This window comes from Nonomuraea sp. NPDC050153, from assembly GCF_044460125.1.
Lineage (GTDB): Bacteria > Actinomycetota > Actinomycetes > Streptosporangiales > Streptosporangiaceae > Nonomuraea.
Genome location: NZ_JBITJQ010000031.1, coordinates 39,849 through 64,949 on the forward strand (window position 1 = coordinate 39,849; position 25,101 = coordinate 64,949).

A 25,101-nucleotide genomic window follows, 5' to 3' on the forward strand; every position below is an offset into this window, starting at 1 on the left:
AATTATGCAACTGCGCTGGATTAGTCTGGGCTATATGCACGTGGAGGTCCACCAGGCCAAGGCCGACTTCTTCAGAACGCTCGGCCACCCCGCTCGCATCCGAGTGTTGGAGCTACTCCAGGAAGGGCCGCTTCCCGTCCGGGATCTGCTGGCCCAGATCGACATCGAGGCCTCGAGCCTCTCCCAGCAGCTCGCCGTCCTGCGCAGAGCGGGGATCGTGAGCGCGATTCGCGAGGGCAGCACCGTCGTCTACACACTGGCCACTCCCGAGCTGGCCGACTTGCTTGGGGCTGCCCGCAGGATTCTCACCGACATGCTCGCCGACCAGGGCGAGCTGCTCGCGGAGCTGCGAGCGGAGGTCACCTAGCCGGCGCCTGCCGCACGCGCTCGGGATACCAGGCCGTGAAGCCGGCGGGCAATACGAATGAGAGCACCTTGATGGCGACGACCAGCGTCGTCGCGTGAGGTGAGACGGACAGCACGAGGGTGAGGGAGACCGCGGCGACGGTGAAGGCCGCCGCCCAGACCGCGGTGATGATCGCGTTGACGCGGTAGAACCGCGGGGTCTCCCAGACCTCCTTCGGCGCCATCGTGCGCGCGATGCCGAGCGTGAAGGGCCTGCGGATGGCCAGCGAGCCCCAGGCGGTGCCGGCCAGCCAGACGTTGACCAGCGCGGGTCCGTACGGCGTGAGCGGCGAGTGCGGGGCCACCAGCGACAGCGCCGTGAGGCCGGCGAAGAACAGCGCCGCGCTGCTCTCGATCACCATCTCGTCCCAGGCCTTGCCCGCCCTGCGGTCGATGACGACCAGGGCGAGGGCGATGACGAGCCCGGTGATGGCGCCCCAGCGCCACTCGTCACTGGTGGCGATGACCGCGTAGACGATCCAGGGCAGGAACCCGAGCAGGCCGCGCATGGCGAGGTGTCCTTTCACATTCCTAAAGTGACATGTCGAAGCTAGAACTTCCTAAGCCGATATGTCAATATAGGAATATGAGTCTTCGACACGCCCTGCTGGGGCTGCTCTCCGAGGGGCCCGCGAGCGGATACGACCTGCTGAAGATGTTCGACATCTCGCTGTCCAACGTCTGGCCGGCCACGCAGAGCCAGCTCTACTCGGAGCTGGGCAAGCTGGCCGAGGCGGGCCTGGTGGACGTGTCGGCGGAGGGCCCGCGCGGCCGCAAGGAGTACGCGATCACCGGGGAGGGCCTGGCCGAGCTGCGCCGCTGGATCACCGACGTCGAGCCGACCAGGGTCCTGCGCAGCGACATGCTGCTCCGCGTGTTCTTCCTGGCCCAGGTCTCGCCCGAGCAGGCCCGCGCGTACCTCCGCCACCAGGCCGAGCACGTGCGCAAGCACGTGGAGCACCTGGAGGGCATCCGCGAGTTCCTGGAGAACCGCGAGGACAACCTCTCGGCGTACGGCCGGATCAGCCTCGAGTACGGCCTGCGCCTGGGCCGGGCCCAGCGGGAGTGGGCCGAATGGGCCGAAGGGCAGATCCGTTAGGCTCTGCCGCATGGTCTCCGAGCTGTTCGATCCCAAGGCGTGGCAGGCGGTCGAGGGATTCGACTTCACCGACATCACCTACCACCGGGCGGTCGACCAGGGCACGGTGCGGATCGCGTTCAACCGCCCCGAGGTGCGCAACGCGTTCCGCCCCCAGACCGTCGACGAGCTCTACCGCGCGCTCGACCACGCCAGGCAGACCACCGACGTCGGCTGCGTGCTGCTCACCGGCAACGGCCCCTCGCCCAAGGACGGCGGGTGGGCTTTCTGCTCCGGCGGCGACCAGCGCATCAGGGGCAAGGACGGCTACCAGTACGCCGACGGCTCGGCGTCCACCGGACGGCTGCACATCCTGGAGGTGCAGCGGCTCATCCGGTTCATGCCCAAGATCGTGATCTGCGTGGTGCCCGGCTGGGCCGCGGGCGGCGGCCACAGCCTGCACGTCGTGGCCGATCTCACACTGGCCAGCGCCGAGCACGCCCGCTTCAAGCAGACCGACGCCGACGTGGCCAGCTTCGACGGCGGCTTCGGCTCGGCCTATCTCGCGCGGCAGGTCGGGCAGAAGTTCGCCCGCGAGATCTTCTTCCTCGGCGACACCTACACGGCGGCCGACGCGCACCGCATGGGCATGGTCAACGCCGTCGTCCCGCACGAGGAACTGGAGCGCACAGCCCTGGAGTGGGCCCGCAAGATCAACGGCAAGTCGCCGACGGCGCAGCGCATGCTCAAGTTCGCCTTCAACGCGATCGACGACGGGCTGGTCGGGCAGCAGGTGTTCGCGGGCGAGGCGACGCGGCTGGCCTACATGACGGAGGAGGCGGCCGAGGGCCGCGACTCGTTCCTGGAGAAGCGCGCGCCCGACTGGTCGCCCTTCCCCTGGCACTACTGAGCCGCCGCCCCCGGGCAGACTGGGGGCATGAGGATCAAGGTGCCGCCGGCGTTGACCGCGTCTCACGTGAAACATGACGGGGAGGCCGGTCGCGCCTGGTCTGCCGGGCTGCCCGCGCTGGCCGAGCGTTACCTGGAGGAGTGGGGGCTGCGGCTCGACGGGGAGCCCAGGCACGGGGTGGTGTCGCTCGTGCTGCCCGTCGTACGCGAGGACGGCGCGAAGGCGGCGCTCAAGCTCCAGCCCGTCACCGACGAGAACGTCACCGAGGCCCCCGGCCTGCGCACCTGGGCCGGTGACGGGTCGGTGCTGCTGCTCGACTCCGACCCCGGGACCGGCACCCTGCTGCTCGAACGGCTGGAGGCCGACCGGTCCCTGTCCGGCCTGCCGGACGACATGAAGGCCCTGGACATCCTCGCGGACCTGCTGGCCCGCCTGGTGTCCTACCCGGCGCCCGAGGGGATGCGCCGCCTGGCCGACATCGCCCGGGCGATGCTGGACGACGTGGACGACGCCGTGGCGAAGCTGTCGCGAGAGAGCGACCGCCACTGGATGCGCTACTGCGCGGGCGCCGTCGGCGAGCTCGTCTCCGAGCCGGGCGACCGGCTGCTGCACTGGGACCTGCACTACGACAACGTGCTGGCCGCCGGCCGGGAGCCGTGGCTGAGCATCGACCCCAAGCCCCTGGCGGGCGACCCGGGGTTCGACCTGCTGCCCGCCCTGCACAACCGCTGGGACGCGGTGGTCGGGTCCGGCGACGTGCGGCGGGCCGTGCTGCGCCGCTTCGACCTCATGGTGGACCGGCTCGGCCTCGACCCCCGGCGCTCGGCCGGCTGGACGCTCGGCCGGGTGCTGCAGAACGCCCTGTGGGACGTCGAGGGCGGCGAGACCGAGCTCAACGAGGTCGGCCTCGCCGTCGCCGACGCCGTGCGTCAGCGGATCTGAAGGACGATCTTGCCCCGGCCGTGGCCGGCCTCGATCTCCCGGTGCGCCTCCGCCGCGTCCTCCAACCGGTACGTCCTGCGCACCGCGAACGTGAAGGCGCCCTCGGCGTACAGGCGGGCGTAGCGCCCGAGCCGCTCGGCTGAGCGCTGCCCCTGGACCAGCCGCACGCCCAGCTCGGCCGCCTTGCCGTGCTCGACCAGCGTGACGATCCGGCTCCGGTCCTTGACCAGCTCGATCGAGACCTCCAGCGCGTGGCCGCCGGCCCCGTCCAGCGCGGCGTCCACACCGTTCGGGGCGAGCGCGCGTACCCGGTCGGCGAGCCCTTCGCCGTAGACCACCGGGACGGCCCCGAGCTCGCGCAGGTAGGCGTGGTTGGCCTCGCGGGCCGTGCCGATCACGGTGGCCCCGCGCCGCCGGGCGATCTGCACCGCCGCCGTGCCCACGGACCCCGCCGCGCCGTGCACGAGCAGCGTCTCGCCCTCCGCCAGGTCGATCCCGTCGATCGCCAGCTCGGCGGTCTGCACGCCCGAGGTCAGCCCGCCGGCGACCTCCCACGGCACCTCCGCGGGCTTGGGCGCCACGTTCGTCCCCGGCACCACGACGTACTCGGCGTACGCATGCAGCACCGAGAACCCGAGCACCTCCTCCCCTACGGACACCCCGCTCACCTCGTCGCCGACCTGGTCCACCACGCCCGCGAACTCGTTGCCCGGGATGCGGGGGAAGGGGGCCTCGGCGATGTACGCCGGCATCCACCCTGCTCGTACGGCCGCGTCGAACGGCTGCACGCCGGCCGCGTGGACCCGCACCCGCACCTCACCGGGACCCGCCTGCGGCGCGGGCAGCTCCATCACCTTCAGAACCTCAGGGCCGCCAGGCTCGGCGAAGGCCGCGGCTCTCATCACCTCAGTCATGAGCCCAAGCGTGCAACCTCAACCTAAGTAGAGGTCAAGCCGGAGAAATTTGCCAGACTCTTCGGGAACTTTCCGCTTTAGTCACGCTTTATCTGTATATAGTCCGTCAGGACATCAACGGGGGATGGGCACACGAGGCGGGATGACCGAGTTCTTAGACACCGTACTGAGCTTTCCGACAGTCATTTTCACTTTCCTTCTCGTCGTGGTCATCGGTTATTGGCTGACCGTGATCACCGGGCTGTTCGAACTGGAAGATGACGCCACCTGGCTGGGCCTCGGGGGAGTACCGGCCGGGATCGTGCTTTCGCTGTTGATTGCCCTGGCCTGGTTGCTCTGCCTGATAGGCAGCGTGGTGGCGAGTAGCGGCCTGCTCATCGCCGTCCCCTTCGCCGCACTGGGCGGGGCCTGGCTGGCCGTCCGTGGCCTGCTGGGCCCGCTGCGCAGGCTGTTCCCCGCCGGGGACCGGCACTCGCGGGGCGACTTCGTCGGCCAGATGTGCGTGATCCGCACCGGTGCGGCCACCCCCGACTTCGGCCAGGCCGAGGTCACCGCCGCCGATGGCTCGTCCGCGGTCGTGCAGGTACGCACGACCGGCAAGGACCGGCTCGCCCGCGGCGACAACGCACTCATCTTCGAATACGACAAAGACGGCGAATTCTTCTGGGTCATGCCCTACGAAAGTGAGCACTGATGGACGTCATCTCCACCGGATTCGGCATATTCCTCGCCGTCATCCTGGTCATCGTGATTGGCCTGCTCCTCGTCATCGGCCGCCTTTTCCGCAAGGTGGAGCAGGGCAAGGCACTGATCGTCTCCAAGGTCAACAAAGTGGACGTGACGTTCACGGGCGCCGTCGTCTTACCTGTCGTCCACAAGGCCGAGATCATGGACATCTCGGTCAAGACCATCGAGATCGAGCGGACCGGCCGCGAGGGGCTGATCTGCCAGGACAACATCAGGGCCGACATCAAGATCACGTTCTTCGTCCGCGTCAACAAGACCGCCGAGGACGTCATCAAGGTCGCCCAGGCCATCGGCACCGTACGCGCCAGTGACGAGTCCACGCTGCAGGAGCTGTTCAGCGCGAAGTTCTCCGAGGCGCTCAAGACGGCCGGCAAGCAGCTCGACTTCGTGGACCTCTACACCAAGCGCGACGAGTTCAGGGACGAGATCGTCCGGCTCATCGGCACCGACCTGAACGGCTACAGCCTTGAGGACGCCGCCATCGACTACCTCGAACAGACCTCGCTGATGCAGCTCGACAAGAGCAACATCCTCGACGCGCAGGGCATCCGCAAGATCACCGAGCTGACGGCGATCGAGCACGTGCGCACCAACGAGTTCCAGCGCAACGAGGAGAAGGAGATCACCCGCCAGAACGTGGACGCCCGCGAGGCCATCCTCGAACTGCAGCGCCGCCAGACCGACGCCGAGCTGAAGCAGAAGCGCGAGATCGAGACCGTCAAGGCCCGCGAGGAGGCGGAGATCGCCCGCGTGCAGGCCGAGGAGCGGCTGCGTGCCCAGGCCGCGCACCTCAAGACCGACGAGCAGCTCGGCGTGCAGAACGAGAACAGGGCCCGCGAGATCGCCGTCGCCGAGAAGAACCGCGAGCGCGTGATCGCCATCGAGTCCGAGCGGATCGAGAAGGACCGCGTGCTGGAGGTCATCGCCCGCGAGCGGGAGACCGAGCTGTCGCGCATCGCCAAGGACAAAGAGGTCGAGACCGAGAAGCGGGCCATCGCCGAGGTCATCCGCGAGCGCATCGCGGTCGACAAGACCGTGGCCGAGCAGGAGGAGAGCATCAAGCGGCTGCGCGTGGTCGAGGAGGCCGAGCGCACCCGCCAGCAGGTGATCATCGCCGCCGAGGCCGAGGCCCAGGAGAACCTGGTCAAGGACATCAAGGCGGCCGAGGCCGCGGAGGCCGCGTCCAAGTTCAAGGCGCGCGAGGAGCTCGTGCTCGCCGAGGCCAGGCAGCAGGCCGCCGAGCTGGAGACCCGGGCCAAGATCCGGCTGGCCGAGGGCGTCCAGGCCGAGTCGGCCGCGGCCGGGCTGGCGCAGGTGCAGGTCAAGGAGCGCGACGCCGAGGCCATCGAGAAGGTGGGCCGCGCTGAGGCGCTGGTGCTGAAGGAGCGGCTGGCCGCCGAGGCCGATGGCGCCAGGTCCATGGCGCTGGTCGAAGGCGACCGGCTCAAGGCGCAGGCCGAGGGCGAGCAGGCCATGGCGCTGGCCGGGGCGGCCGCGGTGGGCGAGAAGCTCAAGGCCGAGGCCGAGGGTCTCACGCAGAAGGCGGCCGCGATGGCGGCGCTGGACGAGGCCAGCAGGGCGCACGAGGAGTACCGCCTGCGCCTGGAGGCCGACAAGGAGATCAGGCTCAAGCACATCGACGTGTCGCGGCATGTGGCGGAGTCGCAGGCGAGCGTGCTGGCCGCCGGTCTCGCCAAGGCGAACATCGACATCGTCGGCGGCGACACGATGTTCTTCGACAAGGTGGTCGGGTCCATCACCGCGGGCAAGGTGGTCGACGGCTTCGTGGGCCACTCCGAGGTCGCGGGCGCGCTGGTCTCGCCGTACGTGAACGGCTCGGCCAGCCTGGCGGCCGACCTGGCGGACGTGATCGGCGGCGTGCGTACCGAGGACATCAAGAACCTGACCGTCTCCGCCCTCCTCATGCGGCTCATCCAGGACGGCGGCCCGCAGACGACGGCGCTCGGCGAGCTGCTGGAGACGGCCCGCAGGCTGGGCGTGGCCGACTCCCCGGTGGCGGCTCTTCGGTGAACGACCTGGAGGCAGGGACCTACGAGGTCCTCAGGAATCGGCTCCAGGCCCAGGCCAAGGCCCTGACGGCGGCGGCCGAGGCGCTCAACGGGGCGCGGCTGAAGGTGTTCGGCGGCGCGGAGCTGCGCCTGCTGGGCACCGAGCGGATCCGCACGGAGAACAACTGCGTCCCCAAGGACATCGTCTCCCTGGGCGACGTGATGCTCTTCGGCTACAACGTCTTCATCGGCCTCAAGCCGGAGACGGCGGTGGCGGACGTGTTCGCGGTGCACCGGTTCTCCCGGGACGGCGACGCGTTCAGGTTCGACGCCGACAAGCTGGAGACGCTGGACGACCAGGCGTTCAAGAAGGACTTCGCCGAGCTGTACCGGTACTACAAGGAGACCAGGCTGCAGCAGCTCCGGCGGGTCGAGGGCAAGCTGCTGGCGGTGTTCCAGACGGGTCCGGCGGACCTGCGGGTGCTGCGGTGGACGGTCGACAACGGCGGGGTCCCGAAATATCAGGACAACCGGGGGGAGCGTGACCACGCCTTCCCCCCGTCCCACGACTTCGAGTGGACGCCGACCACGCGCGACGACCACGTGCTCGGGCGGCACCCGCACATCTCGATCGGCGGCGAGGTGTTCGTCGAGACGGTCGGCGGCGACCTGACCATCAAAATCGAGAACAACACGGAGAGCGGCGCCGGCATCTACGCCGAGCCGGTCGCCGAACAGCTGCAGAGCCTGGCGGACGCCGACGTCGAGTACGCCAGGGTGGGGCCGCTCATCCTCATGCGCATCAGGCCGTACAAGGAGACCGATCGGCGCCACCTGGTCTTCAACACCCGCACCAAGGCCGTGATCAGGCTCGACGGCCTCGGCCAGGCGTGCCAGCGCCTGCCCGAGGACCAGGGGCTGATCTTCCCCGGCGGCTACTACCTGACGACCGGGGTCAGCAAGACGTTCGACACGGACGTGACGGACCTGGAGTTCGAGCGGGTGGTCCGCTCGCCCAACGGCGAGGACGTCCTGTACGTCTTCCACGCCAGGGGCGACGGGCGGTCGCTGCTGCTGCCGTACAACGTGATCAGGAAGGAGGTCGCCAACCCCATCGTGTGCCACGGGTACTCGCTGTTCGACGACGGCACGATGGTGGTCTTCCGCGCGACCTCCGACGAGCCGACCCGGGTGCACCCGATGCAGGTCTGGCAGACGCCGTACGTCTCCGACACCTACGCCGCCGCCCAGCCCACCGGGACGGGGCCGCTGGAGCGCATCGGCAACGCGGAACTGGTGCGCGGTATCTCCGACAGTCTGTCCGTCTCGCGGATGGTCGAGGAGATGGCGGCTTCGGCGGGGACGTTCGAGGGGCTGATCGCGGCCTGCACGCGGACGTTCGACTCCTACCACTGGCTGGCGGAGCACGGCCTGAGCGGGCCGCTCGCCGACGTGCGGGCCACCGCCGAGCAGGTGCTGGACGAGTACGAGAACGTCGAGCTGCTCACCCGCCAGGCCGCCGCCGCGCTCGCCACCGCCGCCGAGGAGACCACCCATCTCGTACGCGAGGCGCGGGCCGGCAGTCCGGTCAGCGCGGACGCCTGGGTCGACCTGCTGGCCACGCTGCGCCGGGCCCAGGGCCGTCTGGTGACGTTGCGCGAGACCCGCTACATCGACCTGGCCGGCCTGGACGCGCTGTCCTCTTCCGTGGCGGAGGAGCTCGCGTCCGTCGGCCGGCGGGCGGTCGACTTCCTGCGGGGCGCGGACGCGTTCACCGCCTACCACGCGGCCGTCGAGCAGCTCGCCACCGCCGCGGCGGCGATCGGCACGGTCGCGGAGGCCGCCCCCGTGGCGGACCGGCTGGCCGCGCAGGCGGAGGGGCTGGAGGTGGTGACGGAGGTCGTCGGCTCGCTGGACATCGCCGACGCCACCGTGCGCACCTCCATCCTCGGCCGGATCGCCGAGGTACTCGGCGGGGTGAACCGGGCCCGCGCCCTCCTGGACGGGCGCCGGCGCGAGCTGCTGGGGACGGAGGGGCGGGCCGCGTTCGCCGCCGAGTTCGCCCTGCTCGGCCAGGCCATCACGGGCGCGCTGGCCATGGCGGACACCCCGGCCAAGTGCGACGAACAGCTCGGCCGGCTGATGCTCCAGCTGGAGACCCTGGAGTCGCGCTTCGGGGAGTTCGACGACTTCGCGGCGCAGCTGTCGGCCAAGCGGGAGGACGTCTACGAGGCGTTCTCGGCCCGCAAGCAGACCCAGCTCGACGACCTCGCCCGGCGTGCCGACCGCGTCTTCGCCTCCGCCGAGCGCATCCTGGGCAGCATCACGCGCCGCCTCGGCTCCCTCGGCTCCCTGGACGAGGTCAACACGTACTTCGCCACCGACCCGATGGTGGCCAAGATCCGCTCGGCCGCCACCGAGCTGCGCGCGCTCGGGGACGCCGTACGGGCGGAGGAGCTGGACGGGCGCGTCAAGTCCGCCCAGCAGGAGGCGGGACGGGCCCTTCGCGATCGCCTCGACCTCTTCTCCGACGGCGGGGAGACGCTCCGGCTCGGCCACCACCGCTTCGCCGTCAACACCCAGCCCATCGACCTGACGCTGGTGCCGCACGACCAGTCCATGTACTTCGCGATCACCGGAACCGACTACCGCTCACCGGTGCCCGCCTCGTTCGCCGACACCCGGCCCTTCTGGGACCAGCTGCTGGTGTCGGAGACGCCCGAGGTGTACCGGGGCGAGCACCTGGCCGCCTCGCTCCTGGACTCCCTCGCCCCTGGGGCCGCTCTTGAGGACGCGGTGCGGCAGGCGGTGGAGTCGCGCTATGACGAGGGGTACGAGCGCGGGGTCCACGACCACGACGCCACGGCCATCCTGGACGTGCTGGTCCGGCTGCGGTCGGGGGCCGGGTTGCTGCGATACCCGGCGGAGGTGCGGGCGGCGGCGCAGCTGTTCTGGGCGTTCGGGGTGGACGAGGTTTCACGTAAAACATTCACCACGCGGGCCGTGTCGCTCGCCCGCGCCCGCGCCGTCTTCGGCCCCACCGCTGCCCTGGACTCGCTGGCCACCGAGCTGGGGACGTCGGTCGCACACTTCATGACGAGCCTCCGTACGAGCACGCCGGGGTCGGGGGGCGAGCTTCTCGCGGGTGAGTACCTCGTCGAGGAGCTCGGGGGCAGCCCGTTCGGGTTCGTGACCAGCAAGGCGGCGCGCGACCTCCTCGACGGGTTCAGGAAGACCCTGGGCCCCGCCAAGGTGCGTGAGTTCGAGGAGGAGCTCAAGAGCGTGCCGCTCCCCGAACGCCTGCAACTGGCCCACGCCTGGATGGCCGCCTACCACCAGGGCCCCGAGGTGGCGGAGGCCATCGCGGTGCAGCTGTGCGACGTCCCCCGCCACGACTCCAGCGCCGCCACCCAGGAGACCGTGGACGGCCTCCTGGGCACCCATCCCCGCGTCAAGGACCGCAAACTCGACCTCCGGCTGGACGAGATCCTCACCAGGACGCGCCACTTCCGGCAGGACCGGGTCCCGGCGTACCGGGCGTACCAGCGCCGCAGGAGCGAGCTGGTCGAGGCCGAGCGCCGGCGGCTGCGCCTGGACGAGTACAAGCCCAAGGTCATGAGCGCCTTCGTCCGCAACCGTCTCCTCGACGAGGTGTACCTGCCGCTGATCGGCGACAACCTGGCCAAACAGCTCGGCGCGGCGGGCGCGGGCAAGCGTACGGATCAGATGGGCCTCCTCCTGCTCATCTCACCGCCCGGCTACGGCAAGACGACCCTGATGGAGTACGTGGCCAGCCGCCTGGGCCTGGTGTTCGTCAAGGTGAACGGCCCGGCCCTGGGCCACGAGGTGACCTCGCTGGACCCGGCGGACGCACCCGACGCGACGGCCAGGCAGGAGGTGGAGAAGATCTCGTTCGCGCTGGAGACCGGCAACAACACGCTGCTCTACCTCGACGACATCCAGCACACCTCGCCGGAGCTGCTGCAGAAGTTCATCTCGCTCTGTGACGCCCAGCGCCGCATCGAGGGTGTGTGGAATGGCCGCACCCGCACGTACGACCTGCGCGGGAAGCGGTTCGCAGTGTGCATGGCGGGCAACCCGTACACCGAGTCCGGCCGGCGGTTCCGCATCCCCGACATGCTGGCCAACCGGGCCGACGTCTGGAACCTGGGCGACGTCCTGTCGGGCAAGGACGACCTGTTCGCGCTGAGCTACGTGGATAACGCGCTGACCTCCAACCCGGTGCTCGCGCCGCTCTCCGGCCGCGACCGCGCGGACGTCGAGCTCCTCGTACGGCTCGCCAAGGGCGACACGACCGTCCAGCCCGACCAGCTCCGCCACCCGTACAGCAAGCCGGAGCTCGACCAGATCCTCAGCGTGCTGGCCAAGCTGGTGCGCGTCCAGGAGATCATGCTGGCCAACAACCAGGCCTACATCGCCTCGGCCGCCCAGTCCGACGAGGCCCGCACCGAGCCCCCGTACCGGCTGCAGGGCTCCTACCGCAACATGAACAAGCTGGCGGAACGCATCGTCCCCGCCATGAACGACGCCGAGCTGGAAGCGGTGATCGACGACCACTACCTCGGGGAGGCCCAGACCCTGACCACGGACGCCGAGGCGAACCTGCTCAAGCTGGCCGAACTGCGCGGCCGCCTCACCCCGGCCCAGGCCGAACGCTGGGCGGAGATCAAAACCGCCTACCTCAAGGCCAAGGCCCTGGGCGGCGCCGACGACGACCCGATGACCCGGGCCGTCGGCGCCCTCGGTCTCCTGGCCGACCGCGTGAGCGAGGTCGGCACCGCCATCCGCGAATCCGACCGCTGACCACCACGTCCGCCCCGGGCGCACTCTTGCGGCGACCCGCCAGCGGTGCCCCAGCGCGCCGCGCGGTGGGCCGGGTGCGGGGTGGCCGTCCCAGGGGCTGCGGGTGGGTGGCCGACGGCAGGGACTCCTTCATGGGTGCCGACGGGCGAGGCCCCCAGCAGCACCGACGGCAGGGGCCTTCCCCCAGCCCGTCTACGTCGTCAGGTCGCGGGTGGCCGCGCGTTGGAGGGTGGTGGCGCGGGTGAGGTAGTCGAGGATCAGCTCCAGCTCCTCATCCGTGTACCGCTCGTACAACTCCCCCAACGCCGCCATGAACGGCTCGAAGAGCTCGCTGAACCCGGCCAGCTGCTCATAGTTGATCTCCACGATCACGCGCCGCCGGTCCCGCGTGTCGCGTACCCGCCGCACCAGCCACTTCGCCTCCAGCCGGTCGATCAGCCCGCTGACGGTCGCCGGCGCCAGGCCCGCGTGCTGGGCGAGCTCCCCCGCGGTCAGCGGCCCCATGCGTTGCAGCAGGTCGAGGGTCTTCTCCTCCGTCATGCCGAGCCCCAGCCGCTCGCCCATCGCGGTGTGGAACATCACCGCGGCGTTGCTGCTCTCCCGCCCCGCCGCGGCGAGCGCCTCCAGCAAATTCGTTCGACGCTCCGAAATATCTCTGGACACAGGTGAAGCCTCTCGCATATATTTCGTTTGGCCGAACGAAAGGTTATCACCATGAAGGCTTTGATCATAGGCTGCGGCATCGGCGGTCCCGTCACCGCGATGGCCCTGCGCGAGGTGGGCATCGACGTCGAGATCTTCGAGGCGTACGGGCAGGGCGCGGAGGACGTGGGCTCGTTCCTGAACGTCGCCTCCAACGGCCTGGCCGCGCTCCGCGTGCTGGGCGCGCACCGCAAGATCCTTTCGCGGGCCATCCCCACCCCGCGCATGGTCATGTGGAGCGGCACCGGCAAGCGGCTGGGCGAGGTGGCCAACGGGCTGCGGCTCGACGACGGCACCGTGAGCCACACCGTCCTGCGGTCCGACCTCTACCGGACCATCCGCGACGAGGCCGCCCAGCACGACATCAAGATCACGTACGGCAAGCGCCTGGTCTCGTACGACGAGAGCGGCAGGCGGGTGACGGCCAGGTTCGAGGACGGCACGGAGGCGACGGGCGACTTGCTGATCGCATGCGACGGCGTGCACTCGCGCACCCGCGCGATCCTCGACCCGGGGGCCCCGGCACCCCGCTACAGCGGCCTCTACAGTCTCGGCGGGATCGTGCGGGACACCGGCATGCCCGGCGAGCCGGGCGTGTACAACATGGTCTTCGGCAAGCGCGCGTTCTTCGGCTACACGGTGGCCGAGTCGGGCGAGACCTGGTGGTTCGCGAACCTGCCCAGGCGGCTCGGCGACGTTCCGGAGGACTGGAAGCCGGTGCTGGTCAGGGCGTTCGAGGACGACGCGAACTCCTCCGCCGAGCTCGTCCGGCGCAGCGACGTGCATCCGGGGGCGCCGATCTACGACCTGCCGCCGCTGCCCATATGGCACCGCGGCCGGGTCCTGCTGACCGGGGACGCCGCGCACGCCACCTCGCCCAGCTCCGGCCAGGGCGCCTCGCTGGCCATCGAGGACGCGGTCGTGCTGGCCAGGTGCCTGCGCGACAGCGGGAGCCACACGGAGGCGTTCGCGCGGTTCGAGGCCGAGCGGCGGCCCAGGGTGGAGCGGGTGGTGGCGTATTCCAGGACGATCAGCAACAACAAGGCCGCGGGACCGGTCGCCCGGGTGTTCCGCGACCTGATGCTGCCGTTCTTCCTGAAGAAGAGCGCGAGCCAGGAGTCACTGGCCTGGATGTACCGCTATCAGGCGAGCCTGTGAAACCGCCGCCTCGCCGGCCGGGACCAGCGGCAATCGCACGTCCGGGGTCGGGATCAACCCCTGGGCGTGCAGCACTCCCTTGATCACGGTGGGGTTCGGCTCGGCGAAGAGCGCGGCCGAGAGCCGCGCCAGCCGGTGCCCGAGCGCCCGCGCCCTGACCGCGTCGCCCGCGTTCCAGGCGTCCACCAGCTCGACGTAGCTCCGGGTCTCCAGGTGGGCCGAGGCGAGGATCCCGCCGACGGCGCCCAGCGCCAGCAGCGGCGAGATGAACGCGTCGTCACCCCCCACCACCTCGAACCCCTCCGGCAGGTCCCCCAGCAGATCCACCGCGTCCTGGTCGATCCCGCCCACCGAGTACTTCATGCCCGCGATCATCGGGTGCGCGCCCAGGTGCCGGAACGTCGCGGCGCCGACCGCCTGACCGGTCCGGTACGGAATGTGGTAGATCACCAGCGGCACCGGCGTCTCCTCCGCCAGCGCCTCGAAGTGCGCGATCACCCCGCGCTCGCCCGGCCGCAGGAAGTACGGCACCGTCACCAGCGCGGCGCCCACCCCGGAAGGCAGGCTCCGCAGAGCCCGGGCCGTCGAACGCGTGTCGTTCCCCGTCACCCCCACCGTCAGCAGCGCCTGCCGCTCCGCGCACACCCGCGCGCACGCCTCGATCACCAGCGCCCGCTCGCCGGGGTCGAGCGCCGCCACCTCGCCCGTCGTGCCCAGCGCGACCAGCCCGGCGGCCCCCTGGTCGAGGTAGTCCGAGGCCAGCTTCTCGATCGCGTCCACGGCCACCTCTCCCGACGAGGTGAACGGGGTGACCAGCGGCACGTGTAGTCCTCTCAACATGCTCCGAGCCTGGCCTGTCCGAACCCGTTAGGTCCAGCGCGGATTTCTTCGCTTGAGATTAAGCTCAACTTATGCTCGATCCACGCAAGCTCCACCTCCTCCGCGAACTCGCCAGGCGCGGCACCATCGCCGCCGTCGCGGAGGCGGCCACGTTCACGCCTTCGGCCGTCTCCCAGCAGCTCAGCGCCCTGGAACGGGAGGCCGGTGTGCCGCTGCTGGAGCGCACCGGCCGCACCGTGGCGTTGACGCCCGCCGGGCACCTGCTGGTCGAGCACGCGCACGCCGTTCTGGAGCAGCTCGAACGCGCGTCGGCGGCGCTCGCCGTCGCGCGTGGCGGGCCCTCGGGGCCGCTGCGGATCGGCGCGTTCCCGACGGCGGCCCGCGTGCTCCTGCCTCCGGCACTCGTCGACCTGACCGGGGCACATCCCGGGCTGGTGCCCATGGTCTCCGAGATCGACCCCGCCGACGTCTCGGCCGCGCTGCGGGCCGGCGAGCTGGACGTGGCGCTCGTGCACGAGTACGACTTCGTGCCGCCGGTGACCGACGCGTCCATCGAGACGGAGCCCCTGTACAGCGAGCCGATGTACCTGACCGACCGGCCCTCCGTCGCCGACGCCCGCGCCGACTCGTGGATCACCGACAGGCCGGGCACGCTCTGCCACACCATGGCGATCCGGGCGTGCCAGGCCGCCGGCTTCGAACCACTCGTACGGCACCACATCGACGACTTCGACACCGTGCTCGCCTTCGTCGCCGCCGGGCAGGGGGTCGCGCTCGTACCGCACCTGGCGGCGATCGACCCGCCGGAGGGGGTGACGCTCACCCGCCTGCCGCTGAGCCGCCGCACGCTCGCCGCGTTCAGGAGGGGGAACGGCGGGCACCCGGCGATCAGGGCGGCCGTCGCCGCCTTCCACGCGGCGATCCCCCACCTGCCCCTCTAACGCAGCAGCCCCCTGATCAGGTCGGCGAAGCCGGCGGCGAGCCGTTCGTGCTGCCCGGCCCGCAGCTGATCGGCGATCGGCTCCATGTGCAGCGTGCCGAGCAGCATGTGGGCGATCTGCTCGGCGTCCACGTCGGGCCGTCCCTCGGCGATCAGCCCGGACACGTGCCGGTGCCAGGACCGGTAGATCGGGTTCTCCTGCCTGGGCTGCTCGCCGTGGGCCTTCGTGGTGACCCTGGCGTGCTCGATGGCGCTCATGAGGTTCCCGTTGCGCGCCGCCAGCGCCGCCACCCCCGCGAAGAACGCGAGCAGCCGCTCGACCGGCTCCGCGCCCGGCCCCAGCGGCGGCGGCCCCTCGGTGAACGCCTGCTCGAACTCGCGCGCCCGCTCGCTCATCAGCTCGATCATGAGCCCCGTACGGCTCCCGAACCGGTGGAACACCGTCCCCTTGCCCACCCCGGCGGTGGCCGCGACCCGCTCGACCGACACCTGCTCGGGCGGGTGGCGCCGCAGCAGCTCCTCGGCCGCCCGCAGGATGGCCTGCCTGTTGCGCGCGGCGTCGGCCCGCTCTCGACGTTCCATCCGGTCATTCTTTCCCATGGACAAACTTGACCACCGGTCCATATATTAACTGGACCATCGGTTCAGTTGAAGGAGCTTCAAGCATGCGCGCAATCGTCCTGTCGGAGACGGGCGGCCCCGAACGGCTCGAAGTCGCGGACCTGCCGCGCCCCCGTCCAGGCGAGGGCCAGGTCCTCATCCGCGCCCAGGCCGTCGGCGTCAGCTACGCCGAGACGCAGATCCGGGCGGGGACGCTGCCGTTCCCGCTGCCGCTGCCCGCCGTGATCGGCGCGGAGGCGGCCGGCGAGGTGGTCGAGGTGGGCGAGGGGGTGGACGCGAAGCTGCTCGGGAGCACGGTCGTGGGGGTCACCGGCGGGCTCGGCTCGTACGCCGAGTACGTCGCGCTCCCGGCCGCCATGACGGTCCCGGTGCCGGAGGGCGTCACCCCGGCCCAGGCGCTGGCCGCGGGGGCGCCGGGCGCGATAGCCCTCGCCCTGCTGCACAAGGCACGCCTCGGCGGCGGTGAGACCGTGCTGGTGGAGGGAGGCAGCGGCGCGGTGGGGACGTACCTGGTGCAGCACGCGAAGGAGTTCGGTGCCGGGCGGGTGATCGCCACCGCCGGCTCGGCCGCCAAGCGGGACCGGACCGCCGGGATGGGCGCCGACCTCGTGCTCGACCACGGCCCGGCCGGCTGGCCCGACGAGCTGCCGGACGTGGACGTGGTGTTCGAGGCCATGGGCGGCACGGTCGCCAGGCGGGTGCTCGACCACCTCACTCCCGGCACCGGCCGGATGCTCTATTACGGGCTGCTGACCGGGGAGCCCGCCGCCGTCACGGCCGCCGACCTCATGGAGCGCGGGGTCACGCTCACCGCGTGCAGCGGCCCCGGCTGGGGCGGGGAGGTGTTCGGGACGCACTATCCGGCGATGCTCGACCGGCTCGCGTCCGGGCGCAGCGCCGCCTACATCGACCGTACGCTGCCGCTGGAGGAGGCGGCCCAGGCCCACCGCCTCCTGGAGAGCCGCGCGGCCACCGGCCGGATCCTGCTCGCCCCGTAAGCAGCAGTCACCGGCCGGGTCCCGCTCGCTCCGTGGGCGGGCGTCAGGAGTCGAGGACCGCTTCGAGCACGGCCGTGGTGCTGTCCCCGCCCTGGTCGTAGTCGCCGGCCGTCAGCGCCACGACCAGCTCCTCCTCGGGCAGGACGAGCAGGCGCTGCCCGCCGTTCCCGAGGCCGCCGACCCAGTGGCGGTCGCCGGTGTTCACGTACCACTGGTAGCCGTACTCGAACCCGGCCTCGATCACCACCCGCGGCCGCAGCAGCTCCTGGATCCACTCGCCGGGCACGACGTCCCGGCCGCCGTCGAGCACCAGCTGCCCGACGGCGGCCAGGTCGACCGGCCGCAGCCGCAGGCCGGCCGCGGCGCTCACCGTGTCGTGCTCTCCCTTGGACCACTCGAACGCGTCGATCCCGAGCGGGCGGAACAGCGCGGTCGCGGCGTACTCCTCCAGCGGCCTGCCGGCCCCGCGGGCGATGAGGCCGCCGAGCAGGGCGGTGGCGCCGCCGCAGTAGTGCCACTGCTTTCCGGCCTCCTCGACGACGGGCCGCTCCAGCACGTACCGGTACCGGTCGGGAGCCATCTCCATCGCGATCTCGCTGTTGGCCGGGCTGGTGTAGGGGGCGCTCTCGTCCCATTCGAGACCGAGCGTCATGGTCAGCGCGTGCTCGACGGTCAGATGAGCGCGTTCCCGATCCGCCACCAGATCCGGATATTCCGGAAATTGGGCCATAAGGGCCGCCCCCGGCTCCGGCACGAGCCCTTCGCCCAGCGCGATGCCGTACAGCAGCGCGACCGCGCTCTTGGAGACGGACCGCAGGTCGTGCAACGTGTCCCGGTCGAACTCGACGTGTCCCAGCGAGTCACCCAACCGGTGGTCCGGCCCGGCGCCGTAACGTTCGAGCACCGTCTCCCCGCCTCGCACCACCACGAGACCGTGGAAGTTCGGCGCCTTACCCGAGCCCAGGACCTCGTCGACCCGCTCAGCCATTGCCATGATGTTCCTCCCGAAAGTCGGCACACCCTGGCATACCGCCTCACACGGTGTCAGGTGCAAGTGCTAGGACAGCTCCGACAGCGCGCGTTCCCAGGGGAAACGGTGGGCGCCGGCGTCCGGCTCGTCCGTCGCGAACTGCCCCGGCCCGCCGAACACGACCCGGACGCCGTCGCCGCGCAGCGCGTCGATGCTGCGCAGGAAGGGCCGGCGGCCGGCCAGGGCGTTGTTGACGAACGGCAGCACGACGACGGGGATCCCGAGCCCGGGCGCCTCGGCCAGCAGGCCCAGCGCGTAGGTGTCGGCGATGCCCTGGGCGAACTTGTTGACCGTGTTGTAGGTCGCCGGCGCGACGATGATCGCGCCCGGTCGGGGAGGTTTGGGCTCGTACGGCTTGCGATACCGGCTGCGGACGGGCCGCCCGGTCTGGGCCTCCAGGGCGGCCACGTCGATGAAGTCCAGGGCCGACGGCGTGGCGACGACCTGGACGGCCCAGCCCTGCTCCTGCGCCAGGCCGACGAGCCGGCCGACGTCCGGGGCCGGACCGGCGGCGCACACGATGATGTAGAGCTCAGCGCCCTGCACGCGTTGACTCCCGAGGGTTCGGCGGTGCTGCGCCGCGGCTGCCGGGCAGCCGCGGCGCTCTTCATCCCGGCCGGTCAGGCCGTGGCCGATCAGTCGGTGCCGGTCAGTCGGTGCCGGTCAGTCGGTGCCGAACTCCATCGCGGCGTGGTCGAGCAGCTCGTCGTCGCCGGGGATCTCGCCGGGCTCCCCGCGGTTGGCGATCGCCTCGGCGCCGCCCTCGGGCATCGCGCCGATCAGCTCGGTCGTGGCCGTCTGCGGGGCGTCGATCAGCATCGGGTGCTGCGGGCCGACGATGCCGAGCCCGGCGTACTGCTCAAGCTTGGCGCGGGTGTCGGCGATGTCGAGGTTGCGCATGGTCAGCTGGCCGATGCGGTCGCCCGGCCCGAAGGCGGAGTCCTCGGTCCGCTCCATGGACAGCTTGTCCGGGTGGTAGCTGAACGCCGGTCCGGACGTGTCCAGGATGGAGTAGTCCTCGCCGCGCCGCAGCCGCAGGGTCACCTCGCCGGTGACCGCGGTGCCGACCCAGCGCTGCAGCGACTCGCGCAGCATCAGCGCCTGCGGGTCCAGCCAGCGGCCTTCGTACAGCAGCCGGCCCAGCCGCCGGCCCTCGGCGTGGTAGTTGGCCAGGGTGTCCTCGTTGTGGATCGCGTTGACCAGCCGCTCGTAGGCGGCGTGCAGCAGCGCCATGCCCGGCGCCTCGTAGATGCCCCGGCTCTTGGCCTCGATGATCCGGTTCTCGATCTGGTCGGACATGCCCAGGCCGTGTCGGCCGCCGATGGCGTTGGCCTCCAGGACCAGGTCGACGGCGGAGGGGAACTCCTTGCCGTTGATGGTCACCGGTCGGCCCTGCTCGAAGCCGATCGTGACGTCCTCGGCGGCGATCTCGACGGAGGGGTCCCAGAACCGCACGCCCATGATCGGCTCGACGAGCTCGATGCCCGCGTCGAGGTGCTCCAGCGCCTTGGCCTCGTGGGTCGCGCCCCAGATGTTCGCGTCCGTGGAGTAGGCCTTCTCCGTGCTGTCGCGGTAGGGCAGCCCGTTGGCGAGCAGCCACTCGGACATCTCCTTGCGACCGCCGAGCTCGGTGACGAAGTCGGCGTCCAGCCACGGCTTGTAGATCCGCAGGGCGGGGTTGGCGAGCAGACCGTAGCGGTAGAACCGCTCGATGTCGTTGCCCTTGAAGGTCGAGCCGTCGCCCCAGATCAGCACGTTGTCCTCAAGCATGGCGCGCACGAGCAGCGTGCCCGTGACGGCCCGCCCGAGGGGCGTGGTGTTGAAGTAGGTGCGCCCGCCGGACCGGATGTGGAACGCCCCGCAGGCCAGGGCCGCGAGCCCCTCCTCCACGAGCGCCGCCCGGCAGTCGACCAGCCGGGCGACCTCCGCGCCGTACGCTTTGGCGCGGCCCGGCACCGAGGCGATGTCAGGCTCGTCGTACTGGCCGATGTCGGCGGTGTACGTGCACGGCACCGCACCCTTCTCGCGCATCCACGCGACCGCGACCGAGGTGTCGAGGCCGCCGGAGAAGGCGATCCCGACACGTTCACCGACAGGCAAGGACGTGAGCATCTTAGACACGAGTAGAAGTATATACACACTGATGCATGACCATGCAAAGCCCCTCGCCGGATTTCTACCCGCGATCGGCAATCGCCGGCTCAGGGGGCGGGTTTCCTGGCCTCCACGATGCCCGTGCCGAACCACGGCCCGCCGTACCAGAACCGCCAGCCCGCGTCGCGCCGCCGCACGTCCACCACGCCGAGCGAGCGCAGCGTGTCCTCGTACGCGGCCGTGTGCTGGAAGTCGGCGATCAGCATCGACCCGCCGGGCCGCAGCACGCGGTGCGCCTCGCGCACGGCCCGCTCGCGTCCCTCGGCGTCGGGGATGTTGTGGATGGCCAGGCTCGACACGATCACGTCGAACGCGCCGTCGTCGAACGGCAGGTCGCGCATGTCGCCCGTCACCAGCTCCACGCGGTCGGCGACGCCTTCGGCCGCGGCGTTCGCCCTGGTCCTCGCCGCCCGGTTGCCCGACTGGTCCTTCGAGTGCCACAGGTCGATGCCGGTCGCCGTGCCGTGCTCCAGCCGCCCGGCCGCCATCAGCAGCACCGCGCCCCGGCCGCAGCCGAGGTCGAGCAGGCGCTCGTCGCCCGTCAACCGCTCGAGCTCCCCGGCCCAGACCGCGAACTTGCCGCGCCGCGTCGTGTAGAGGTAGCTGGCCGCGCTGGCCAGCGTGTAGAGCCCGCCGAACAGGAACGCGATGCCCGCCAGAGGGATGTCGAGCATGAAGGAGACCGTCGCCAGGGCGAGGAGCGCGAGCGCCCCGAGGAGCAGGCCGCCCAGCGCCCATGGAGCGTCGAATCCGTAGCTTCCGTGTCGCTTGCGCACACTCACGTTATATCTCAAGGTGGTCTTGACATGGAATTGACCTGACCCGTCCCTTCCAACCGTCTTTCCCGCACAGCGCATTACTAATGTGACGTGGATGGGCGCGCAAATGGGGGTTTGACCAGGCATGACGGTGAAAGAGCGGGGATTCGGCCTGGGGGCGAGCATGGCCCTGACGCTGGCATCGTCCTTGTTGTGGGGAGTGGCGCACCTGGCCGTGGAGCGCCGCAAGACCGGCCTGGCGCTCATGTTCGGATATGTCGTGATGCTTGGCGGCATCCTCACCGTGCTCACGGCCTTCAGCACGCACCTGCTGTCGCTGGCGGTGCAGCCGCGCTGGCTCGTCGGGTTCACCGTGGCAGTGGTGGTGATCGCGATCGTCTGGACCGGCGTGGTCATCTGGTCCTTCGTCCTGGTGCGCCCGCCGAGCTCCGACAGGATCGGCCGCTTCCTGACCACGGCGCTGACGCTCGCACTCTGCGGGCTCATCCTGACCCCGACGTTGTACGCCACCAGGCTCGCGTACCTGTCACGCGACGTCGTGAACACCCTGTTCCCCAGTGCCACCGCCACCGCGCCGATCATGGCCCAGGACCCGTGGAACGGCGCCCGCCGGGTCAACTTCCTGCTCCTGGGCGGCGACGCCGCGCCGAACCGGCCCGGCGTGCGCACCGACAGCATGACCGTGGCCAGCGTGGACACCGAGACCGGCGCGACCACCCTGTTCGGCCTGCCGCGCAACCTCCAGCGCGTCCAGTTCCCCGAGGGCGCGGCCAGGGACCAGTTCCCCTTCGGGTTCACCGGCAGCGGCCCCGACACGCCCGGCCTGCTCAACGAGATCTTCCAGTACGCCGAGGACCACCCCGAGACGGTGCCGGGCGTGGAGCGGCGCCGGCGCGGGCCGACCCTGATCAAGCAGACGATCGGCGACATCCTCGGCATCCCGGTGGACTACTACGCCCTGGTGGACATGAAGGGGTTCGCGGAGATCATCGACGCCATGGGCGGCGTGAAGGTCACCATCAAGGAGCCCATCGTGTACGGCCGCTACCGCGAGGGCCTGCTGCCGGCCGGCACCCGCAGGCTGTCCGGCGCGGAGGCGCTCTGGTACGGCCGCTCGCGCACCGACAGCGACGACTACGTCCGCATGGGACGCCAGAAGTGCCTGCTCAACGCGGTCGCCAAGCAGGCCGACCCGATGACCGTGCTCAACAGCTTCGAGCGGCTGGCCGCGGCGACCAAGCGGGCCATCTCCACCGACCTCCCGCAGGACCTGCTGCCGGCCGTCATAGACCTCTCGCAGCGGGTCAAGGACGCGAAGATCCGCAGCCTCAGCTTCGTGCCGCCGCTGATCAACACGGTCTACCCCGACTGGTCGTTCATCCGCCGCAAGGTCGCCGAGACCCTGGAGGCGCGCCCCGCGGCCAGGACCGCCACCAGCGCGGAGCGGACCCCGGGCACGGACGACCTGGACGCCCCGGTCAACCTCGACGCCACCTGCGCCTAGACCGGCTTCTTCCACTCGCCCACCCGGGCTTCTCACGCATGCCTCGGTTTCGGCGTCGCGCCGTGCACGGAGTGTGGCATGATGACAACCGAAACGGAAACGGTTTTCATACCCACGAGACCTCAGGAGGGGCCGTGAGAGTGGCCTTCGTCGGAAAGGGCGGCAGTGGCAAGACGACGATGTCCGCACTGTTCGCCAGACATGTGGCGAGCCAGGGCGGGCCGGTGGTGGCCGTGGACGCCGACATCAACCAGCACCTGGCCATGGTGCTCGGCCTCGACCGGCAGCCCGAGCCGCTCGGCGCCCATCTGACCGAGATCAAGGAGCGGCTGCGCGGTGACAACCCGCGCATCCCCTCCGCCGACGCCATGGTCAAGACCACCCCGCCCGGTCGCGGCTCCCGGCTGCTGAGCTTCGAGGACCTGGCCGCCGACCCGTACGCGCTGACCGCCCCCGAGGGGCTGCGCCTGCTGGCCACCGGCCCGTTCAACGAGGACGACCTCGGCGTGGCCTGCTACCACTCGAAGGTCGGCGCGGTGGAGCTGCTGCTCAACCACCTGGTCGACGGCCCCGGCGAGTACGTCGTGGTGGACATGACCGCGGGGGCCGACTCCTTCGCCTCAGGGCTGTTCACCCGGTTCGACCTGACGTTCCTCGTCGCCGAGCCGACCAGGCAGGGCGTGAGCGTCTACCGGCAGTACCGCGACCACGCCGCCACGTACGGCGTCGCGCTGGCCGTGGTCGGCAACAAGGTCCACGGCCCGTCCGACGTCGACTTCCTGCGCGAGCACGTGGGCGACGACCTGCTCACCTGGATGGAGCACTCCGCCGCGGTCCGCGCCATGGAGCAGGGCCGCCACTTCACCCTCGACGACCTGGAGCCGGCCAACGCCGACGCGCTGGCCGTGCTCCGCAAGACCCTCGACGAGCAGGACAAGGACTGGGCGCGCTTCGGCCGACAGACCGTGGAGTTCCACCTGCGCAACGCCCAGGCATGGGGCAACGACCGGACGGGGTCCGACCTGGCCTCACAGATAGACCCGGATTTCGTATACGGCCCCTGAGTGCCCCCCTCCAGGCATCTGGAGCGATCACAGATCCCCACCTAGCGTCAAATTGATCCCATTCGAGAGGAGACAGCATGTCGCTGACCGTTCCGAACGAACTGCTCGACCAGGCCCGGGCCGGTGACGTGGACGACGCGGCATTCATCGCGTGCGTCCGCGACTCGCTGCCGTACGCGTGGTCGCTGATCAGCGGGCTGGCCGAACAGCGCGAGCAGACCGGAGCCGAGTTCGCCGACAACCAGGTGCCGCCGCCGTCCGAGGAAGCCCGCGGCCAGCTCCTGCGCTGCCTGGCGAGCGACGCGATGCGCGGAGCGCTGGAGCGCCACTTCGGGGTACGGCTGGCCTTCCAGAACTGCCACCGGGTCGCCGTCTTCGACCCGACGGCGACGAAGGCCCTGCACGAGTTCGTCACCCCGAGGGCCCAGATCCTCAACCAGAAGCCGGAGCTGGTTGACTGCTGACCGGCCGGCCCGGTGACCCGGCTCGCCCCGGGTCACCGGGCTCGCAGCATCGGCAGCACCTCCGCCCCGAACCGCCGCACGTTCTCCAGCGTCCGCCGGTGCTCGCCCAGCCCCTCGACCAGCAGGATGAACCGCTCGATCCCGGTGTTCTCCGCGGTACGCAGAATCGTCGCGGCACAGTGCTCGGCCGACCCGACCGGATGAATCCTGGCCAACAAATCCACATATGCCGGGATATTCCGTGTAGGTCGCGGCCGATCGTCCACCGGCACGTACCCCGCCAGCCCCGGCCCCAGCCACCGGGGCAGCGACTCCTTGATCTCCCGCACCGCCTCCGCCGTGGAGTCGGCCACGTGGGCCACCCCCGCCGCCACGTGATCGGCGGCGCTCCCGCCACGGGCGATGTAGTCCTTGACCAGGGCGGCCTTGTCGGCGTCCCCGATGTGCATCCCGAGCAGCATCGGCAGCCCCCGCGCCGCCGCCACCCCCACGGTCGCCTCGGAGGTGCACGCGACCACCGGCCGCATGCTCGCGGCCGGCACCACCTGGACCTCCCTGAACCGGAAGAACTCCCCGTCGCCGACGACGGGTCCTCCGGAGAGCGCGTCGAGCAGGACGTCGAGCGACTCCCCGAACCCCCGCTCGAACCGCTCGGCCCCGGTCCCGAACACCTCCAGGTCCACCCACGGCCCGCCCCTGCCGACGCCCAGCGTGAACCGCCCGCCGGACAGGTGGTGCAGCATGGCCGCCTGCTCGGCCAGCGCCACGGGATGCTGCGTGGACAGCACGCTGACGGCCGTGCCGAGCCCGATCCGCGAGGTCCTGCCGAGCGCGACCGCCGCCAGGGTGGTGGCGGAGGGGCACACGCCGTAGGACATGAAGTGATGCTCGGCGACCCACGCGTCGTCGAACCCCGCCTCCTCGGCGGCCACGATCACTTCGACGGCATCGGCCAGCACCTGCCCGGCCTCCTGGCCGGGGAACTGCGCCGCGATGACGAAGACCCCGATTCGCACCC

General features: G+C 70.8%; 23 protein-coding genes. 13 read left to right on the forward strand and 10 right to left on the reverse strand.

Features of this window, described 5'->3' with window-relative positions; all coding sequences use genetic code 11:
* The first annotated feature begins 34 nt into the window (after positions 1-34).
* Positions 35-367, forward strand: a complete 333-nt coding sequence (locus tag ACIBQ1_RS47110; protein ID WP_090938046.1) for a helix-turn-helix transcriptional regulator — start codon at positions 35-37, stop codon at positions 365-367.
* Here the strand turns inward: ACIBQ1_RS47110 and ACIBQ1_RS47115 are convergent.
* Positions 360-932 (reverse strand): hypothetical protein, encoded by a 573-nt coding sequence (locus ACIBQ1_RS47115; RefSeq protein WP_397287911.1) that lies wholly within the window; start codon positions 930-932, stop codon positions 360-362. The two genes, ACIBQ1_RS47110 and ACIBQ1_RS47115, sit on opposite strands and share 8 nt — an antisense overlap.
* Before the next feature lie 59 nt (positions 933-991).
* Here ACIBQ1_RS47115 and ACIBQ1_RS47120 point away from each other — a divergent pair, with 59 nt between their 5' ends.
* The 3 genes from ACIBQ1_RS47120 to ACIBQ1_RS47130 are packed head-to-tail and all read left to right on the forward strand — an operon-like array spanning position 992 to position 3,335.
* A complete protein-coding gene (locus ACIBQ1_RS47120; protein WP_397287912.1) occupies positions 992-1,504 on the forward strand; it encodes a PadR family transcriptional regulator in 513 nt (170 codons plus the stop codon).
* A 10-nt stretch (positions 1,505-1,514) separates the two neighbouring features.
* Entirely contained in the window at positions 1,515-2,393 is an 879-nt protein-coding gene (locus tag ACIBQ1_RS47125; protein WP_397287914.1) for a 1,4-dihydroxy-2-naphthoyl-CoA synthase, read from the forward strand.
* Positions 2,394-2,420: 27 nt separating this feature from the next.
* Positions 2,421-3,335: an aminoglycoside phosphotransferase family protein gene (locus tag ACIBQ1_RS47130; RefSeq protein ID WP_397287916.1), complete on the forward strand. Its 915-nt coding sequence runs from the start codon at positions 2,421-2,423 to the stop codon at positions 3,333-3,335.
* On the opposite strand, the gene ACIBQ1_RS47135 is transcribed toward ACIBQ1_RS47130, so the two are convergent.
* On the reverse strand, positions 3,323-4,249 hold the full coding sequence (locus tag ACIBQ1_RS47135; protein WP_397287918.1) for an NADP-dependent oxidoreductase: 927 nt from the start codon (positions 4,247-4,249) through the stop codon (positions 3,323-3,325). The two genes, ACIBQ1_RS47130 and ACIBQ1_RS47135, sit on opposite strands and share 13 nt — an antisense overlap.
* A 142-nt stretch (positions 4,250-4,391) precedes the next feature.
* Between ACIBQ1_RS47135 and ACIBQ1_RS47140 the strand changes: the two genes are divergently transcribed.
* From ACIBQ1_RS47140 to ACIBQ1_RS47150, 3 genes are read left to right on the forward strand one after another with little or no spacing between them, the layout of a single operon-like run.
* Positions 4,392-4,943 carry a hypothetical protein gene (locus tag ACIBQ1_RS47140; protein WP_397287920.1) on the forward strand — a complete coding sequence of 184 codons (552 nt, stop codon included), beginning with the start codon at positions 4,392-4,394 and terminating at the stop codon, positions 4,941-4,943.
* Entirely contained in the window at positions 4,943-7,027 is a 2,085-nt protein-coding gene (locus ACIBQ1_RS47145) for a flotillin family protein (protein ID WP_397287922.1), read from the forward strand. The genes ACIBQ1_RS47140 and ACIBQ1_RS47145 overlap by 1 nt, the downstream gene beginning before the upstream one ends.
* On the forward strand, positions 7,024-11,829 hold the full coding sequence (locus ACIBQ1_RS47150; RefSeq protein ID WP_397287924.1) for a DNA repair ATPase: 4,806 nt from the start codon (positions 7,024-7,026) through the stop codon (positions 11,827-11,829). Before ACIBQ1_RS47145 ends, ACIBQ1_RS47150 begins: the two co-directional genes overlap by 4 nt.
* Before the next feature lie 192 nt (positions 11,830-12,021).
* Here the strand turns inward: ACIBQ1_RS47150 and ACIBQ1_RS47155 are convergent, their stop codons facing one another.
* Complete coding sequence (locus ACIBQ1_RS47155) at positions 12,022-12,492, reverse strand: MarR family winged helix-turn-helix transcriptional regulator (RefSeq protein WP_397287926.1); 471 nt, start codon at positions 12,490-12,492, stop codon at positions 12,022-12,024.
* A gap of 51 nt (positions 12,493-12,543) precedes the next feature.
* Here ACIBQ1_RS47155 and ACIBQ1_RS47160 point away from each other — a divergent pair, with 51 nt between their 5' ends.
* Complete coding sequence (locus ACIBQ1_RS47160; RefSeq protein WP_397287928.1) at positions 12,544-13,689, forward strand: FAD-dependent oxidoreductase; 1,146 nt, start codon at positions 12,544-12,546, stop codon at positions 13,687-13,689.
* Here the strand turns inward: ACIBQ1_RS47160 and ACIBQ1_RS47165 are convergent.
* Positions 13,651-14,529 carry a 4-hydroxy-tetrahydrodipicolinate synthase family protein gene (locus ACIBQ1_RS47165; RefSeq protein ID WP_397287930.1) on the reverse strand — a complete coding sequence of 293 codons (879 nt, stop codon included), beginning with the start codon at positions 14,527-14,529 and terminating at the stop codon, positions 13,651-13,653. The genes ACIBQ1_RS47160 and ACIBQ1_RS47165 overlap by 39 nt on opposite strands.
* A gap of 71 nt (positions 14,530-14,600) precedes the next feature.
* Here ACIBQ1_RS47165 and ACIBQ1_RS47170 point away from each other — a divergent pair, with 71 nt between their 5' ends.
* Complete coding sequence (locus ACIBQ1_RS47170; RefSeq protein WP_397287932.1) at positions 14,601-15,470, forward strand: LysR family transcriptional regulator; 870 nt, start codon at positions 14,601-14,603, stop codon at positions 15,468-15,470.
* Here ACIBQ1_RS47170 and ACIBQ1_RS47175 read toward each other — a convergent pair.
* A complete protein-coding gene (locus ACIBQ1_RS47175; RefSeq protein WP_397287934.1) occupies positions 15,467-16,051 on the reverse strand; it encodes a TetR/AcrR family transcriptional regulator in 585 nt (194 codons plus the stop codon). The genes ACIBQ1_RS47170 and ACIBQ1_RS47175 overlap by 4 nt on opposite strands.
* Before the next feature lie 83 nt (positions 16,052-16,134).
* Between ACIBQ1_RS47175 and ACIBQ1_RS47180 the strand changes: the two genes are divergently transcribed.
* Positions 16,135-17,088, forward strand: a complete 954-nt coding sequence (locus tag ACIBQ1_RS47180) for a zinc-binding alcohol dehydrogenase family protein (protein ID WP_397287936.1) — start codon at positions 16,135-16,137, stop codon at positions 17,086-17,088.
* A gap of 43 nt (positions 17,089-17,131) precedes the next feature.
* Here ACIBQ1_RS47180 and ACIBQ1_RS47185 read toward each other — a convergent pair whose 3' ends face one another.
* The 4 genes from ACIBQ1_RS47185 to ACIBQ1_RS47200 form a co-directional block, all read right to left on the reverse strand.
* Positions 17,132-18,076 carry a serine hydrolase domain-containing protein gene (locus ACIBQ1_RS47185; RefSeq protein ID WP_397287938.1) on the reverse strand — a complete coding sequence of 315 codons (945 nt, stop codon included), beginning with the start codon at positions 18,074-18,076 and terminating at the stop codon, positions 17,132-17,134.
* Between the two features lie 69 nt (positions 18,077-18,145).
* Positions 18,146-18,664, reverse strand: coding sequence for a flavoprotein (locus ACIBQ1_RS47190; RefSeq protein ID WP_397287940.1), 519 nt, complete (start codon positions 18,662-18,664; stop codon positions 18,146-18,148).
* Positions 18,665-18,781: 117 nt separating this feature from the next.
* Complete coding sequence (argG, locus tag ACIBQ1_RS47195) at positions 18,782-20,239, reverse strand: argininosuccinate synthase (RefSeq protein WP_397287942.1); 1,458 nt, start codon at positions 20,237-20,239, stop codon at positions 18,782-18,784.
* A gap of 80 nt (positions 20,240-20,319) precedes the next feature.
* Complete coding sequence (locus ACIBQ1_RS47200; RefSeq protein WP_397287944.1) at positions 20,320-21,048, reverse strand: class I SAM-dependent methyltransferase; 729 nt, start codon at positions 21,046-21,048, stop codon at positions 20,320-20,322.
* A gap of 127 nt (positions 21,049-21,175) precedes the next feature.
* Between ACIBQ1_RS47200 and ACIBQ1_RS47205 the strand changes: the two genes are divergently transcribed.
* The 3 genes from ACIBQ1_RS47205 to ACIBQ1_RS47215 all read left to right on the forward strand — a co-directional run bounded on the left by ACIBQ1_RS47205 (position 21,176) and on the right by ACIBQ1_RS47215 (position 24,083).
* Complete coding sequence (locus ACIBQ1_RS47205; RefSeq protein WP_397287946.1) at positions 21,176-22,555, forward strand: LCP family protein; 1,380 nt, start codon at positions 21,176-21,178, stop codon at positions 22,553-22,555.
* 134 nt (positions 22,556-22,689) lie between these two features.
* Positions 22,690-23,619 (forward strand): ATP-binding protein, encoded by a 930-nt coding sequence (locus ACIBQ1_RS47210; RefSeq protein WP_397287947.1) that lies wholly within the window; start codon positions 22,690-22,692, stop codon positions 23,617-23,619.
* 77 nt (positions 23,620-23,696) lie between these two features.
* Positions 23,697-24,083 carry an SCO5389 family protein gene (locus ACIBQ1_RS47215; RefSeq protein WP_357746706.1) on the forward strand — a complete coding sequence of 129 codons (387 nt, stop codon included), beginning with the start codon at positions 23,697-23,699 and terminating at the stop codon, positions 24,081-24,083.
* A gap of 32 nt (positions 24,084-24,115) precedes the next feature.
* On the opposite strand, the gene ACIBQ1_RS47220 is transcribed toward ACIBQ1_RS47215, so the two are convergent.
* A complete protein-coding gene (locus ACIBQ1_RS47220; RefSeq protein WP_397287949.1) occupies positions 24,116-25,099 on the reverse strand; it encodes an LLM class flavin-dependent oxidoreductase in 984 nt (327 codons plus the stop codon).
* Positions 25,100-25,101: the final 2 nt, after the last annotated feature.

Bases quoted from the DNA above. Each gene is read 5' to 3' on its own strand.
- ACIBQ1_RS47110 (WP_090938046.1), top strand. From the start codon at position 35: ATGCACGTGGAGGTCCACCAGGCCAAGGCCGACTTCTTCAGAACGCTC.
- ACIBQ1_RS47120 (WP_397287912.1), top strand. From the start codon at position 992: ATGAGTCTTCGACACGCCCTGCTGGGGCTGCTCTCCGAGGGGCCCGCG.
- ACIBQ1_RS47125 (WP_397287914.1), top strand. From the start codon at position 1,515: ATGGTCTCCGAGCTGTTCGATCCCAAGGCGTGGCAGGCGGTCGAGGGA.
- ACIBQ1_RS47130 (WP_397287916.1), top strand. From the start codon at position 2,421: ATGAGGATCAAGGTGCCGCCGGCGTTGACCGCGTCTCACGTGAAACAT.
- ACIBQ1_RS47135 (WP_397287918.1), bottom strand. From the start codon at position 4,249: ATGACTGAGGTGATGAGAGCCGCGGCCTTCGCCGAGCCTGGCGGCCCT.
- ACIBQ1_RS47140 (WP_397287920.1), top strand. From the start codon at position 4,392: ATGACCGAGTTCTTAGACACCGTACTGAGCTTTCCGACAGTCATTTTC.
- ACIBQ1_RS47145 (WP_397287922.1), top strand. From the start codon at position 4,943: ATGGACGTCATCTCCACCGGATTCGGCATATTCCTCGCCGTCATCCTG.
- ACIBQ1_RS47160 (WP_397287928.1), top strand. From the start codon at position 12,544: ATGAAGGCTTTGATCATAGGCTGCGGCATCGGCGGTCCCGTCACCGCG.
- ACIBQ1_RS47165 (WP_397287930.1), bottom strand. From the start codon at position 14,529: ATGTTGAGAGGACTACACGTGCCGCTGGTCACCCCGTTCACCTCGTCG.
- ACIBQ1_RS47170 (WP_397287932.1), top strand. From the start codon at position 14,601: ATGCTCGATCCACGCAAGCTCCACCTCCTCCGCGAACTCGCCAGGCGC.
- ACIBQ1_RS47175 (WP_397287934.1), bottom strand. From the start codon at position 16,051: ATGGAACGTCGAGAGCGGGCCGACGCCGCGCGCAACAGGCAGGCCATC.
- ACIBQ1_RS47180 (WP_397287936.1), top strand. From the start codon at position 16,135: ATGCGCGCAATCGTCCTGTCGGAGACGGGCGGCCCCGAACGGCTCGAA.
- ACIBQ1_RS47185 (WP_397287938.1), bottom strand. From the start codon at position 18,076: ATGGCTGAGCGGGTCGACGAGGTCCTGGGCTCGGGTAAGGCGCCGAAC.
- ACIBQ1_RS47205 (WP_397287946.1), top strand. From the start codon at position 21,176: ATGACGGTGAAAGAGCGGGGATTCGGCCTGGGGGCGAGCATGGCCCTG.
- ACIBQ1_RS47215 (WP_357746706.1), top strand. From the start codon at position 23,697: ATGTCGCTGACCGTTCCGAACGAACTGCTCGACCAGGCCCGGGCCGGT.